This is a genomic window from Martinezella sp. CNPSo 3957 (genome assembly GCF_057784395.1).
On the sequence record NZ_JBXSOU010000001.1, the window covers coordinates 361,809 to 376,955 of the forward strand.

Here is a 15,147-nt window from a genome sequence, read left to right on the forward strand (position 1 = left end):
TTTAAAGGAACCAAAATCATGCAGCCAGCGAGCATGTCACAATCTGACGGCAATACACTTTTTCCCATCGTCCTCTCGATCGTGGCGGCAGCCGCGACCGGTGTGCTTTGGGCCTATGCCAATCCGATCCAACTCGTGCCGGGGATCATTCAGTGGCGCATTTTCGCCTTCCTGCCGCCAGTGATCGGCATTCTGCTCGGCTGGCGCAGCGGCTTCATCTGCGGCTATCTCGGCACTATTGTCTGGTCGCTTCTAGCCGGCACGTTCATACCCGCGCATTCGCTTATTGTTGATGGCATCATGGTCGGTCTGACCGGTCTCGTGCCGGGGCTCTTCTTCGATCCTGCCAAAACGGTCTTCGATCGCGCCGCGCTGATCAAAATCGCCATAGTCTGCCTTGTCATCGGGCTGATCATGGTGGCGGCGGTGTCAGCAAGCCTTGCCTATCTCGGCATTTTCCCGTTCTGGTGGGGCTTCGGCTATATCGGCCTGTCCGACATCGTCCCAATGGTCGTCGGCACGCCGCTTCTGATCATCCCGGCCCTGAAAATTCTGAAGAGTGCTCATCCCGCCGGTTTCAAGCGCTTCTGAACCCAATCTGGATCGACAAGTGCTCAATATTGCCAATCTGACGATTGGTTTCGGCGGCGCCGCACCGGTGTTCGCCGAGACCAATTGCTTGCTGGACCAGGGGCAGCGGCTTCTCGTCTGTGGTGAAGCCGGCAGCGGCAAGTCGACGCTGCTCGGCGTTGCCGCGGGTTTGATTCCGCGTCTCATTCCCGTTGCCGAATTCTCCGGGCGGGTGGAGCTTGCCGGCCGTCCGCTGCCTTCCCTCACAAAGAGGGAACTCTTCGACACGATCAGCTTCGTGTCGCAAAACAGCGAAGATCAGCTTTGGGATATTTGTGTCGAGGACGTCATCGCCTTTCCGCTGGAAAACAAGGGTGTCGAGCGGAGCGCAATCCGGGACCGGCTCACCGAACTGATGACCGAGTTCGGGCTGGAAGCACTGAGCGGCCGTCGGGTTCTGACCCTTTCGGGGGGCGAACGGCGAATGGTCACCATTGCTGCGGCGATCGTCTCGAGCCCATCGATTCTGGTGCTGGACGAACCGACGACCGGGCTCGATCCGGCGGCTCGCGTGCGGTTGTCCAATATCCTGCGCAAAGTGCTGGACAGCACCCCGACATTGCTGATTTCCGAGCAGGACCCTTTGCCGCTTCGCTCCGTAATAGACAGCATTGCCTTGTTGCGTCGCGGCGGCATCTCTCCAAGCATGCCGCCGGAGACGGTGCTCAGGCAGGATTCCGCCTGGATCGATGCCGGCATTTTGCCGCCGCTGCGCGCTCGGCCGGCGCGGCAGACTGTCGAGCGAGGGCGTCCGCTGTTGTCCGTTTCGGGGCTGACGAGCCAGCTTTCGCGCTCGCGCGGAAACCCGGTGCTGAAGGACGTAAGCCTCGATGTCCGGGCCGGAGAAGTGCTGGCGCTTATCGGCCGTAACGGCGCCGGGAAGACGACGCTGTTCAAATCGATCCTCGGGCTGACGAAAACCACCTCGGGTTCCATCCTCCTCGACGGGATGAAGGCCGACAACTGGTCGGTTGCCGCGCGAGCTCGCAAGATCGCCTATATCCCCCAAAACATGCGGCATATTTTGTTCAACATGACCGTGCTCGGTGAGGTGATCTTTGCCATCACCGCGTCGAGCGCATCGTCGAGCGACCCCGCCGTCGTCGCGCGCGCCAAGGCGGCGTTGGAGCGCTACGCACTCTCCGACCTGGCGGAAGCCAATCCGTTTGCTTTATCGGCCCGCCAGCAGGCGCTGCTGGGGCTGGCCTGCGCCGATGCCACCGGCGCACTCGTCGCCATCATCGATGAACCGCTTCTAAGCAGAGACATCAAAGGGCGGCAGATGCTGGAGCTTTTCATCTCTTCAATGCAGTCCTCGGGCCGAGCCGTGATGCTGATTTCGCACGATCTGGAACTGGTCGACGATCTGGCCACCCGCCTGATGATCCTCGACAATGGCACGATCGCGTTCGAGGGAACGCCGGAAGAGGGCTGGAAAAGCGATGTCTTCCGTTCTCTCGGCTGGCAGGCGCCCTATGATATGACGGCCTGGAGCATGGCATGACGCGGCTTCATGAGCTCAATTTCTTTATCAAACTGGGCATTGCCTTCATCATCATGCTGGCTGCCTGGTTTGCTCCCGATTGGCGGTTCGGCGTAACTCTTGCGCTTGTCTGCCTGGCCCTTCTGTGGGGCCTGAGAGTTCCCGGTCTTCGCGGCTACATCAAGGGTGCAGCTTTGCTGACGGGCATGGTCATGGTGAGCTGGATGATAAATCTCTGGCTGCAGGGTCTTTCAACGCCGCAGGCCCTGCCTGTCGCGGCGGCGATGGCCGCCAGACTGGTGACGACAACGGCCGCCTTCTATTTCGTCATGGAAACAAGCTCGCCGGGCGAAATATTGGCGGCGGCAAGCGCCGCGCGGCTACCCTCCATTGCCACTCTCGTTCTGTCGCTGACCTTCGGTGTCATTCCGATGCTGCGCGACGATTTCGAGCGCATTGCGGATGCCCAGCGTTCTCGCGGTATGGAGATCGACGATGTCGGCCTGCCGACGAAATTGCGCTTTGCATTGGCACGCGGCATCCCGCTGCTCGTTCAGGCGATCCGCATGGCGCATGCCATCTCGTTTTCGCTTACCCTTTACGGGTATGATCTGAAACACAAGCGAACAACCTGGCGCGAGGTTGGCCTGATGGTCGAGCAGCGCCTTAGCATGAAGGATAAGACCTATGAGCTCTGAGACCGCCGACCCGAGAACCGGGCAGAACTGGAAGGTCGACGTTGCCGGCTATACCGTTGATCTGCCCATCGTGGCGATCAAGCCGGATTTTGCCATTTCGCTGATGATGGTCATCGATCTCGGTGTGAAGTTCGGTGAGCATGTCGGCACCAAGCTTGCCGCCAAATTCGCATCGCTCAAGCCCGATATCGTGGTCGGTACCGCGACGCTCGGCATCCCCGTCGCCATCGAGGTCACCCGGGCGCTCGGCCTCAATGAGTATGTCGTCCTACAGAAGTCGCCGAAAATCCATTTGGCGAATGCACTGGAACAACGCATCTCCTCCATCACCTCCAAGGGCGAGCAGCGCCTGCTGCTGGACCGTGCCGCGATCCCCCTTCTCAACGGCAAGCGCGTGCTTGTCGTCGACGACGTGGTTGCCTCCGGATCGAGCCTCAAGGGCTCGCTGGAACTGGTGCGCAAGGCCGGAGCCGAGGTCGTCGGCATTGGCGTCATTCTGACGGAAGCCCGCGATTGGTGCGAGACGCTGGGATCCGATTGCGATCTCATTCAGAGCCTCGGCCATATTCCGCAATTCTCCAGGACCGGCAATTCGACGTGGGAGCCGATCCCCGGCACTTGAGCTTTCCGCAGCGACTGGGGCGGTATCTTGGATCGAGGGGGCTCGTCATCGACCCGAGCAGCCGACTGTCCTACACATGGAATTTCGCACATGATGATCCAGTTTCGGGCCAGATCAGAAACAGCCCTATGGAGACGCCAAGGCGGGGATGGCGTAAGTTGAGGCTATTGCTGGCAAACCCGGGATGCAATCCTGCGAGTATGGCCCGGCCACTTGCTTTCATCAGGCCTTTGTCTTGTTCTGGCTGACGGCGTGGATACTTCAGATAGCCGAACCATAAAGTGGATGAGGACATGATCACCAATATCGAGGACTTCTTTGCCAAGGGATGCGGGCGCTGCGAACGTTTTGCGACACCGGACTGTTCCACCAGGCAATGGATTGACGGTCTGAACGAACTGCGCCGAATCTGTCTGGAGGCCGGGCTCGTCGAGACGGTGAAGTGGGCCCATCCATGCTACATGCACGAGGAACGCAACATCGTCATTATCGGCGCCTTTCGCGGCGATTTTCGCCTCACTTTCTTCAACGCGGCACTGATGAAGGACGCTGAGGGCGTGCTCGAAAAGCAAGGGCAGAATACCCAGCATCCCGATATGATCCGCTTCGTGAGTAACGCCGCCGTGGCGAAGATGGAGCCCGTCATCCGAGCCTATCTGAGGGAGGCGATGGGATATGCGGAGGCCGGCATCAAGCCTGCAAAAGAGGTGGGCGAAATCGAATTGCCGGACGAGTTGATCGAGGCACTGGATTCCGATCCTGAGCTTGCGGAAGCTTTTCACGATCTGACGCCAGGGCGAAAGAAAAGCTATGTGATCAACCTCGGCTCCGTGAAGAAATCCGAAACGCGGGCCGCGCGGATTGCGAAGTTCCGCAATCATATTCTCGCCGGAAAGGGCGCGCTGGAGCGCTAGCCGGCAATTGATGTCTCCTGCTTCTTGATCATCTCATCGATGAGCTCGAGCCGCTGCGCAATCTCAAGTCAGTTCGGTTTGGGATAATACCAAGCATAACCAAAGTGATAACGATCCGGTTCCTTGCCGTAGTAATAGGGAAGGGCAATGTCCTGCTGCGGCGGCAGTTCTGCCGCCGTTCCGTATTTCGACGTAAGCCATAGCTGCAGTGCGTTCGGCATAGTTGATTGATGCCCGTCCCGTTCGTTCCAGACCAACAGGACCGGTCCATCGCCTATGACCTGGCGGGTGAGATCCGACGCAGGATATTCCGCCGATACCACCGATGTGTGCGGCATGTTCACACGCAGATTGCCGGCCTTGAGCCAGGTCGTCGTTACGACTGCGGAGGGTTGTTTTCCTTCTGCGGTGACGACTTTGTCCACGAAGGTGGCATAAGGGGCGTTCAGATGCTCATAAGAATGGAAAAACCGCGCAAAGAGGACGCCTCCGGCTATGATCAGAGGGAGCGCGATCATCATGACGATGGGTACGTAAAGGAATTTCTTTATATCGGCCTGGCTCTGCTGTCCCGCTGCATCGAGCTTCAGACAGAAGTAGGCTGGCAGCAGAAACAGGAAGGGTAGCAGCCAGCGGTCGCGAAATTCCGTAAGCGTGATCACCAGTATCAAGAGTACCAAGATGGCGGCGGTGCTTAAGAGTATCCTGCCGACGAAATCGCTCCATTCACTTCTGGCCCGCAGCGCTCGCAGAAATGATTGACGGAAGAACAGAAGAAAGATCACGCTCGTGGGAGCAATGATGGCGACGCTCGTCTTTATCAGCTCCAGAAGTCCGAAACCGATATCGGAAAGCTTTCCGCCGGCGCCTTGCTCCGACATGGTTTGGACAGTCGTTGTCAGGACCCGATCCATGTTGGACACCATCCATATCGCGTGCGGCAGGAACACGAGAACGGCGATTGCGAGCGTCAGCAGGAGGCGCCAGTCCAGGAGCCTTTTTCGCCCGACCGGATGAAAGAAGGTCGCGATGAGGACACTGCCAATCACCAGAGCGAAATTGTACTTCGTCAGCATGCCGAGCCCGGCCCAAAGCCCGATCAGCGCGTAGGAGAGGACTGTCGGGCGACGGATGGTGACGATGACGAAATAGATCAACATGAGCACCGCAAGCAGGGTGCCGACGGTATGCGTCAGGTCTCTCTGCGCCTGCCAGAACATCTGTGGCATCGTCAGGAGCGATAGCGTTCCGACCGCCGCCAGCCTTTTGTCGGCCAAGAGCAATCGCAGAAGCTTGTAATAGGCGAGATAGACCAGGAAAAGCAGAAGATTCTTCACGATGACGAGCGATGCGACATTCGTGCCGAAAATTTCGAAGATGCCGTACTGAATCCAGTTGTAGAGCGGCGGCTGGGCGTCGTAGCCCCAGGCGAGCCATTGGCCGACGAGAAACTGCTGCGCTTCGTCGATCCGCAGCGAGCTCGATATGGCGATGCGGATGGCTGCCTGCACGATGAAATATATCGCCAGGCTCCAGGTTACCCACCAATATTCGGAGGATGACCTGCTGTCGATTGATGCAGTCTGCTGTCCGGCACCGGCAAGACTGTCTTTTCCCAGGGGATTCATCCGGTTCTCCGTGCGATTGCCAAGATCGTTGCACGGCCATCTCATAGATGTCGCGACGGCACAATCGTTTTCAGTGGGATTTCTAGGGTTGGCATGTCGAGGATAGATCTATTCCTCAGATATCGTTCCTGAGCAGCCGGGTCATTAAAGTATCCTCGTCATTCATCGCATTCAGCTTTCCGACATCCTGCCGGTCGAATTCGCATGGTCAATAATTGACCAGGGCTGCGGGAGTATGAAGGCCACACCCGGCGCCAACAATAAATTTTCTCTGAATGTCGCCATAATCTCCTTGAGATCAGTTGTCAAACATACCGAATGTATGTATATAGAACCCAAGCTTGGGCGAGGGGCGCTTTTCAAACTCCGAGTCCGACCGCCATCCGACACTCTGTGTCGGTAGCCGCAGCCCATCGTTCCAATCCGATGCGGCTGCCCACCCCGATCGGTTGACCTCCGATCAAGACGAGAAGGATTCGGCTTTCCCTCCGAATCCTTCTCTTTTTTTGAGCCGCTGTAGGCGAAACTCTCCTCAAACGCCAAAGTGCTATCGAGATCGCGATGGCTTGCCTGCTTCAATGTCGGATAAACACCGACGGCAGGGCCGGTTTCGCCGAAGCAGCTGGGACCGCGAGCCAAGGGGCCCCACCCGTCGAATAGAGGGGAACCTTTTGCCGTCCAACGCTTTTCATTTGACGATCTCAGGAACCATGTGGTTGTCATTTGTCGCGTTCATCCCCCAACGACCAGCAGCAATCCCGAGCTCTCGTCCCACTTGGATTTCTGAATTTTTTCATGGCCGATGTTCAGGCGGGCATCGGCCCGTTCCTCGGCGTTTTCCTGGTCACCCATGGCTGGCAAAGCGGTTCGATCGGCTCCGTCATGACGATCGGCGGGATTGCGGGGATGGTGATGATGGCGCCTGCCGGAGCCTTCATCGATGAGACCACGCATAAGCGCACATGCGTGATCGTGCTTGGCATCTGCACGGTCCTCGCCTCGATGATCATATTGGTGTCGCAGCTCTTTTGGGTCGTGGCGCTGTCGCAGGTTGCGACCGCTATTGCCGGCGCTGCGATCGGGCCAGCGCTTAATGGCATTACTCTCGGCATTGTCCGGCAGGCGGGCTTCAATCGGCAGAATGGTTACAATCAGGCATTCAATCATGCCGGCAACCTGGTCGGCGCCGGGCTGTCGGGATGGCTCGGCTGGATGTTCGGGCTGACTGCCGTGTTCTGGCTGTCGGCCGTCTTCGGCGTGCTGACCATCATTTCCGTGCTGATGATCCCATCCGATGCGATCGACGATGATGAAGCGCGGGGTGCAACCCTTGCTGCCGTTGGCTCACAGGGGGAGGCCGAGCCTCCCAAACACAGAAAACCGAGCGGCTTCAAGGTGCTCGCAGAATCGAAGCCGCTGCTGATCCTGGCGGGTGCGCTTGCTTTGTTTCATCTTGGCAACGGCGCGATGTTGCCATTGTTCGGGCTGGCTGTCGTCTCCGCCGGTCAGGCCGATCCCGCGGGCTTCGTCGCGCTGACGGTGGTGGTGGCGCAGGGCACGATGATCATCACCTCCCTGATCGCGATGCATATGGCGGAAAGAAGAGGGCAATGGCTCGTGCTGCTGGTTTCGTTCGCCTCCTTGCCGATCCGCGGCTTCGTGGCGGCGCATCTGATTACGTCCTGGGGTGTCTATCCCGTTCAGGTTCTCGATGGTATCGGCGCGGGCTTGCAAAGCGTTGCCGTGCCGACGCTCGTCGCCCGCATCCTGAACGGAACCGGCCGTATCAATGTCGGCCAGGGTGTCGTTATGACCATGCAAGGGGTCGGCGCATCCCTGAGCCCGGCGATCGGCGGCTGGCTGGCGCAGGAGATCGGTTACAGCCCGATGTTCATGATCCTCGGCAGCTTTGCGCTCGGGTCGATTGCGCTTTGGGTCGGGTTTCATGGGGTGCTGCGCGTGGCCGCTTCCGCACCGGGGCGACCTCAGGGCGTTGTGTTCTCAGGCGATTGATGGCCTATCTCCGCCCTATTGCGGGGCCAGGAAAGCATCATCCTTTGGGCATATCCCTGAGCTTCGCTCAATCGAGTTTTACCGTGGCGCGGCCGCTCGTGAGATCCCGAATAGTGTCAAAAACCTGTTCGGCGAGCGACGCGGCTATGGTCACGCTGAGCAGGGCTCCGGATTCGGTGAAACGCTCTTCCAGAACCTGCACGCCGGCCCCGGCATGAAGTTTCGCTTTTACGAGAGCGAGATGCGAAAACTGCACATCGATCGTTGCCGCGATGGTCGGCAGTATTTCTCTTTTTTCCGCGCCTTGCAGACATTGCGCGGCCGTGCCGCCATAGGCGCGGATCAGTCCGCCTGCACCCAAAAGTGTGCCGCCGAACCAGCGTGTTACGACGACAGCGACCATATCCAATTCGAAGCCGTCGATAGCCTGGAGGATCGGTTTGCCGGCCGTGCCGCTCGGCTCGGCATCATCGCTGAAGCGATAGTTCTGTCCGATACGCCAGGCCCAGCAATTGTGATTGGCATCCGTGACAGAGTGCTGCGCGACAAACGCCTTTGCCGCCTCGGTATCGGCGATCGGAGCGGCCGTCGCAACGAACCGGCTTCGCTTGATTTCCTGATTGGCGGTGGCGATCGAAACAAGCTCAAACATATGGCCTCTTAGCCAATTTCGTGAACGCTGCGAAGAGGCAGTTGCCGCCGGCCGATAAGACATGCGGTGGCCCGCGCTGCGATAAAAATGATGAGCATAGCCGTGGAAAGTATCCAAGGCCTTCGATGGCGTAGCCGAAGCTCGTTGAGCCTGATCCAGGCGGGGAAAGCTCTGCCTCATTTGCATGAGGCAGAGCAGAGAGCCTTATCGGCGCCTCGTGCGAAACTTTGTTGGGGGCGCAAGTATTCGCACGCACACAGTGTACAACGGCTAGCTGAAACGTAGCTGAGGCTCTGAAGCTCCATGATCTCAGGTCTTCGACCTAAAATCCGAATTCGCCTTGAAATCAAGGCGATAGAACGGGAGGTCGCCCGAAAGCCATCCACACTTTTTGGCATTTTGCTTCGGCCGTGAGAGGCAGGATGGAACTCCGTGACTACTTTGCCGCGGCCCTGGACATGCCGGCTTGGAGGTCAGCCTCATCGGCAACGATGGAGGCCGCCTCGTTCTGCAGGATATCCTTTGCGTTCTTGCGGGCCTTCTCGATGGCGATATCGGCGCTCAAGCTGCGCTCATTGGCCTGCAGACCATCATCCTCACCGGTATCGATGCCATCATTCGCCTGCCCGCGCGCCTTGATGCGGTTTGCCTGGGCGGTCAGCTCGTTGCGACGTTCGGCTTCGTTGAGGGAGATGACCTTCTTGTCGCGCTGCTCCTTCAGCGTGGTGACGTCTTCCATGAAGCGCTTATATTCCGGATCATCCTTCACTCGCGCGTCATGACGGCTTTGCAGCTGCGGCAGCAGCGCCTGGAGGTCACCCCAGGGCTTGTAGTTCGCAGGCTTCACCTGCGTCCAAGGCAGCGCGTTGTCGTAGCTGGATTCGCCGAAGGCTTTGAGGTCCGAAATTCCGGGCAGGCTGATATCCGGCGTCACGCCGCGCAACTGCGTCGTACCCCCGTTGACGCGGAAGAATTGAGCGACCGTCAGTTTCAGCTCGCCGAATTTCGGTTTCTGATTGTGGGCCACCTGATCGAGATTAACAACGGTTTGTACCGTGCCCTTGCCGAAGCTCGGTTCGCCGATGATCACGCCGCGACCGTAATCCTGGATCGCCGCGGCGAAGATCTCGGAGGCCGATGCCGAGCCGCGATTGATCAGCACGCCGACCGGGCCGGTCCAGGCCGGAGCGGCAAGATCATCGCTCTCGACCTCCACCTCGCCGCCTGCATCGCGCTGCTGGACGACAGGACCCTTGCCGACGAAGAGCCCCGTCAGGTCGATCGCTTCCGACAGCGAGCCGCCGCCATTATTGCGCAGGTCGATCAGGACACCGTCGACCTTCTCCTGCTTCAGTTCGCCGAGAAGCTTGGCGACATCGCGGCTGGCGCTGCGGTAATCCTTGTCGCCCTTGCGCCGGGCTTCGAAATCCTCATAGAAAGCCGGCAGGGTGATCACGCCGATCCTGCGCGTCGTATTGCCGTCCTTCACGGATAGGATCGTCTGCTTGGCGGCCTGTTTGTCGAGGCTGATCTTGTCACGGACGAGACTGATGACGTGATGCTTGCCGTCCGGCCCGGCATCAGAAGGCAAAATGTCGAGGCGCACGACCGAACCCTTAGCGCCGCGTATCATTTGCACGATTTCATCGAGCCGCGTGCCAACGACTTCCTTGATCGGGCCGTTCTCGCCTTGACCGACACCGATGATGCGGTCACCGACCGCAAGCTTGCCGGACAATTGCGCCGGGCCGCCGGCAACCAGTTCGCGGATCGTCGTATAGTCGTCCCTTTCCTGCAGCACCGCACCGATACCGACCAGGGAAAGTTTCATCGAAATATCGAATTCCGCCGAGGCGGTCGCGCCGAAATAGTCGGTGTGCGGATCGACCGACGTCGTATAGGCGTCCATGAACGTCTGAAAGACATCGTCGTTTTTGTATTTATAGGCGCGCTCCAGCGAGTTTTCGTAGCGCTTGTCCAGCGTATCGCGAATGGCGGCATCATCCTTGCCGGCAAGCTTCAGGCGCAGCCAGTCGTTCTTGACGCGTTTGCGCCAGAGATCATCGCTTTCAGCTTCGGTTTGTGGCCAAGGCTCCTTGTCACGTGCAAGCGCATAGTCTTCCTTAGCGGTGAAATCCAGCTTCTGAGTGAGCAGGCTGCGCGCATAGGTCATGCGATCGACGACGCGCTGTTCATAGACGTTGAAGATGGAAAACGGGATATTCAGGTCTTCCTGATTGATGGCGTCATCGATCTTGGTGCTGCCCGCCATGAACTTGTCGATATCGCTCTGCAGGAAGATGACACGATCCGGATCGAGGGACTTGATGAAGCGATTCATGATCCGGGCGGAGAGAACGTCGTCGAGCGGAACGGGCTTGTAGTGGAAGCGCTGCAGAAATTGCGCCGTCAAATGAGCGGCCTGTGCTTGCTGCGGCAGCGGTGTCAAAACTGGCGGTGAACCGGCTTCCACAGCATATGCCGATGAGGCAAATGCCAGGAACAGGCAGAAGAAACCATATTTCGTACGCATCAAGTCTTGGCCCGATTCTCAACGTTAAATGTTCAATCTATAATCTAGGTGGAACAATTATGGTTTTTTGGCAACCGGACAGATGCTTTCCTTCGGGAAAGATTCTCGAAACATTTGCGTTACGCGAGTGCGAGGACCGTCAACACATTCGCAAATACGAAGCTGACTCTGCCGGATTCGACCTTGAGGTGCCGTAGAAGATGCCGCGCGAAAGGTTTCTTGGCTAGTTCAAGGTGCGTCGGCGGTATCATCTTCGGATTTTGAGGGGCGGAACGAGCTTTCTTGGGTCTCGCGACGGGCAATGTGCGACAACGGAGAGGCGCGCGAAAGCAATCTTAGCCCCTGGCGCGCCTTCATCGCAGTAGGCGCAGGCCCCACGAGGCCGAAAAGTTTCGCGTCCGTAACGCGTGCGCTTCCTCTCGCATATTAGGGAGGCGCGTGTCATGCGGATTGGAATGGCAGCCGGTACGGCTTTAACGAATTGTGGAAGAAGACCCGGAGGGAAACCAGGTCTTCTTCCGTCTCTGATCGGAGGTCTAGTTCAGATCAGATTAGAACGAGCGCTCGAAGCGGAGGATGCCAGCCCACTGGTCCTTGTTGATGGAGTCCCAGTTGGTGTAGGTGACTTCCGGCTCGATGAGCAGGTTCTTGACCGGCTTCCACTTGACGTTCGTGGTTGCCGAGAAAGTCTTGTTGTCGGTGTAAGCGAGCTGGAGGTTCCACTTCAGCTTTTCGTTGACCGGTACGCCAACGCCGCCCCAAACTGCCCAGTCGCCCCAGCTCTGGCCGATCGAATCGCCAGGCGCATACTTGTTGAGCTTCTTGCCGTCGGTGTTCCAGCCGCCCATCAAGAAGGCGTCGAATACGCCGAAGTCAGCGTCTACGCGAGCCTTGATAGCGCCTTCTTCAACGATCGAGTCATAACCGCCAACGACCTTGAAGGACCATGCGCCAGCCTTGTAGCCAGCACCGGCAACAACGTCAGGCAGGTAGTGGTTCGTGCTGTCTTCGCCGTTGGCGCCAGTTGCACCCTTACCAGAGTTCGAGTCTTCAACCGAGATCACAGCCGTGAAGCCGTTGCCGGCGTCGTAGTTGTAGGTGATCTGGTTGAGTTCGTACGGGCCATCAGCGATCACGTCGTCGTTGATGACGTCGCCGGCGTAGCCGGTGAAGACGTTGAACTGCGAGTCTTCCTTACCAACGGTGAAGCCGCCGAGGCTGATGCTGGCGTGCAGCAGGTTGGTCGACGTCGCGTTGCCGTCGTTCCAGTCCCAACGCAGCTCGGTGTTGGTCTTCAGCGCGCCGTATTCGGTGTCGGTTGCCGTCTGCAGCTGCAGCTCAGCACGCGTGTGCCAGAGAGTGCCAAAGTGAGTGTCTGGGCTGTAGGCGTCGTACCACTTGCCTTCGGTACGAACCTTACCGCCGATCTTGAGGCAGGTTTCCGTGCCCGGGATGAAGAAGTAGCCAGCACCGTATGCGTCGCAGATGCGAACGTATTCCAGCGGCTCGGGCTCAGCAGCGACGATCGCGTCAGCCGCATGGGCACCGGATACTGCTGCCAGCGCAGCAGCGGAGCCGAGAAGAAGGCTCTTGATATTCATTTTTTCTCCAATCGATTTGCCGGATCGGAACGTAGCCGGAGGTTTTCCACCACGTTCATCAATTAGGCGTTCCCTCTAACCGAAAGCCCGAAAGACTTTCGTATCGGCACGCTAGCGGGGCTTTTGACGCATCGGAATAGAATAATTCGAAGTGATAAAGTAATTATCGTCATAAATTCGTCAAAGATGCAAAAATACACCATAAAATCACGCGATCTTAGTATGTATATGAAGTATATTAGAAATCTATACGTAATAAACGTACAAAATGTATGTTAACAATCGAAATTTCGTAAAAATAGTAAGTAAAGAATACAAACTATACAGTCATTACCGAGGTATCTGGGCAGGCGAATCCGGATGCAATCTCACTCAAGTCAGTTAGATGAATTGCGGAGGGATCGGGGATGGTGGTTTCGACCTGTCAATCTACGGATGGAGAGGCAAAAGTGCCGCTCGGCAGTGCGCCTGAAGCCGAACTTGGCCGCAGGCCACTTGCGGACTCGGGCAATGCTTCAGCAGCCCATGTCCCCCGGCCAAATGGCTGGATTGCGAGACCGGCGCGATTGTGGGACCGTCCGGCTCACAAGGTTCTCAGCCGTGCAGAATGCTTTGAAGCCGCCGAAGCAGGTCCCTCTGTGTTTTAATGGGCTTCCGCGGGGACCAATGGAACTTCCGCGCCATTGGCGTCGTAAAGCTTGCCGTTCAGGAAATAATCGCCGTCATGCAGGCCGGCAATGTCCTGATAGCGGATCAGACGTTCCGTTCCAGCAACGAAGACCGATTGCTGATCCGAGTTTCCGGTCGTCAGGTGGTTGAATAGGAGGTTCAGCGTGATCGCCATCAATGCCGCCGAGCTGATACCGGAGTGGAAAATGGTGATGACCCATGCCGGAAAATGTTCATAGAAGCCAGGCGACGCGATCGGGATCATACCGAAGCCGATCGAGGTCGCCACGATGATGAGATTCATGTTGTTCTCATAGTCGACCTTGGCGAGTGTGCGGATACCGCTTGCCGCGACCGTCCCGAAGAGGACGAGCCCCGCCCCGCCGAGGACGGAGCTCGGAACGGCAGCGACGATGCGGCCGACGATCGGCAGCAAGCCGAGGGCGACGAGAAAAAGGCCGCCGGTCGCCACGACAAATCGGCTCTTGATGCCGGTCACGGCCACAAGGCCGACATTCTGGGCAAAGGCGCTCTGCGTGAAGGAGCCGACGACCGGGGCGAGGATGCTGGACAGCATATCGGCGCGCAAGCCGTCGCCGAGCCGGCGCGCATCGACCTTGGTGCCGACGATCTCGCCAACGGCGAGGATATCCGCCGAGGTTTCGACCAGCGTCACCATGATGACGATGCACATCGAGATGACCGCCGCCATATCGAACACGGGATAGCCGAAATGGAAGATCTGCGGCAGAGCGACAAGCGGCCCGTTCATCACCCGCGAGAAGTCGGCAATGCCGGCTGCATAGGCGATCCCCGTGCCGATGATGATGGCGAGCAGGATCGAGAGCCTCGATATGGCAGCGCTCCCCACCTTGCTGAGCAGTAGTACGATCAAGAGTGTTGCGGCGGCGAGCAGGATATTGGCCTGACTGCCGAAATCCGGCGCGTTCCTGTTGCCGCCCATGGCCCAGCCCGCCGCAACCGGCATGAGGGTGAGGCCAATGGTTGTTATGACGATGCCGGTTACGATCGGCGGGAAGAAGCGCGTGATGCGCGAAAAGACGGGCGTGATGAGGAGCCCGATGAAGGATGCCGCAATGACCGCACCGAGAACGGCCTGTATGCCCCCATGCCCGGTAATGGCAATCATCGTCGCGACGCCGGAAAAGGATACGCCCTGTACGAGGGGAAGGCGGCTTCCGAAAAATGGTATCCCGATCGTCTGCAGGATGGTCGCGAGGCCGCCGGCAAACAGCGATGCGGTCACGAGCAGACCGACGTCGGCCGGAGTCAGACCCGATGCCTGGCCGATGATCAGCGGGACTGCGACGATGCCGCCATACATGGTCAGGACATGCTGAAGCCCATAGGCCAGATTGGCGCCGATGCCGAGTTTTTCATCTTCGGGGGATAGGCGTGCGGTATTTTCCTCTGCTGCTATTGCCAAGGTAATCTCCTCCATACCTTTGCGTTTCTCGTTTCCTCCAAACGAGCGTTGCACGTTACGGTGTGCGCCATCACATGACTTTATAGAAAAATGCGAAACACCTTATCTGAAGGGCGCATCCCTTCTCATGGACGGACCGCAGTCTTGGTGAACGTTCGGAAATGACAGATCGCTATTCACCTGAAATCGGACGAAAACTCATCTGCCTCCGCATCGCCCCGCAGGCTTATGCAACTGCCGAAACCGATTCAGTCTCG

At 58.2% G+C, this 15,147-nt stretch carries 11 protein-coding genes; 6 read left to right on the forward strand and 5 right to left on the reverse strand.

Annotated features, from left to right (window positions below; translation table 11 throughout):
* Window positions 1-18 precede the first annotated feature (18 nt).
* The 5 genes from AC13QE_RS01725 to AC13QE_RS01745 all read left to right on the forward strand — a co-directional run bounded on the left by AC13QE_RS01725 (window position 19) and on the right by AC13QE_RS01745 (window position 4,347).
* Window positions 19-591 (forward strand): aminotriazole resistance protein, encoded by a 573-nt coding sequence (locus AC13QE_RS01725; protein ID WP_132721415.1) that lies wholly within the window; start codon window positions 19-21, stop codon window positions 589-591.
* A 19-nt stretch (window positions 592-610) separates the two neighbouring features.
* Window positions 611-2,134 (forward strand): ABC transporter ATP-binding protein, encoded by a 1,524-nt coding sequence (locus tag AC13QE_RS01730; protein WP_488482309.1) that lies wholly within the window; start codon window positions 611-613, stop codon window positions 2,132-2,134.
* Window positions 2,131-2,811, forward strand: a complete 681-nt coding sequence (locus tag AC13QE_RS01735) for an energy-coupling factor transporter transmembrane component T family protein (protein WP_488482310.1) — start codon at window positions 2,131-2,133, stop codon at window positions 2,809-2,811. Before AC13QE_RS01730 ends, AC13QE_RS01735 begins: the two co-directional genes overlap by 4 nt.
* A complete protein-coding gene (locus AC13QE_RS01740; protein ID WP_488482311.1) occupies window positions 2,801-3,433 on the forward strand; it encodes a phosphoribosyltransferase family protein in 633 nt (210 codons plus the stop codon). Before AC13QE_RS01735 ends, AC13QE_RS01740 begins: the two co-directional genes overlap by 11 nt.
* Window positions 3,434-3,726: 293 nt before the next feature.
* Window positions 3,727-4,347 (forward strand): YdeI/OmpD-associated family protein, encoded by a 621-nt coding sequence (locus AC13QE_RS01745; RefSeq protein ID WP_488482312.1) that lies wholly within the window; start codon window positions 3,727-3,729, stop codon window positions 4,345-4,347.
* 68 nt (window positions 4,348-4,415) lie between these two features.
* On the opposite strand, the gene AC13QE_RS01750 is transcribed toward AC13QE_RS01745, so the two are convergent.
* Window positions 4,416-5,975 (reverse strand): glycosyltransferase family 39 protein, encoded by a 1,560-nt coding sequence (locus tag AC13QE_RS01750; protein ID WP_132721405.1) that lies wholly within the window; start codon window positions 5,973-5,975, stop codon window positions 4,416-4,418.
* Window positions 5,976-6,698: 723 nt separating this feature from the next.
* Between AC13QE_RS01750 and AC13QE_RS01755 the strand changes: the two genes are divergently transcribed.
* Window positions 6,699-7,988, forward strand: a complete 1,290-nt coding sequence (locus AC13QE_RS01755; protein ID WP_488482313.1) for an MFS transporter — start codon at window positions 6,699-6,701, stop codon at window positions 7,986-7,988.
* Window positions 7,989-8,055: 67 nt separating this feature from the next.
* Here AC13QE_RS01755 and AC13QE_RS01760 read toward each other — a convergent pair whose 3' ends face one another.
* The 4 genes from AC13QE_RS01760 to AC13QE_RS01775 all read right to left on the reverse strand — a co-directional run bounded on the left by AC13QE_RS01760 (window position 8,056) and on the right by AC13QE_RS01775 (window position 14,890).
* Entirely contained in the window at window positions 8,056-8,640 is a 585-nt protein-coding gene (locus AC13QE_RS01760; protein ID WP_488482314.1) for an IMPACT family protein, read from the reverse strand.
* Window positions 8,641-9,076: 436 nt separating this feature from the next.
* Complete coding sequence (locus tag AC13QE_RS01765) at window positions 9,077-11,173, reverse strand: carboxy terminal-processing peptidase (protein ID WP_488482315.1); 2,097 nt, start codon at window positions 11,171-11,173, stop codon at window positions 9,077-9,079.
* Between the two features lie 551 nt (window positions 11,174-11,724).
* Complete coding sequence (locus tag AC13QE_RS01770; RefSeq protein WP_488482316.1) at window positions 11,725-12,774, reverse strand: porin; 1,050 nt, start codon at window positions 12,772-12,774, stop codon at window positions 11,725-11,727.
* A 643-nt stretch (window positions 12,775-13,417) separates the two neighbouring features.
* On the reverse strand, window positions 13,418-14,890 hold the full coding sequence (locus AC13QE_RS01775; protein WP_488482317.1) for a nucleobase:cation symporter-2 family protein: 1,473 nt from the start codon (window positions 14,888-14,890) through the stop codon (window positions 13,418-13,420).
* Between the last annotated feature and the right edge of the window lie 257 nt (window positions 14,891-15,147).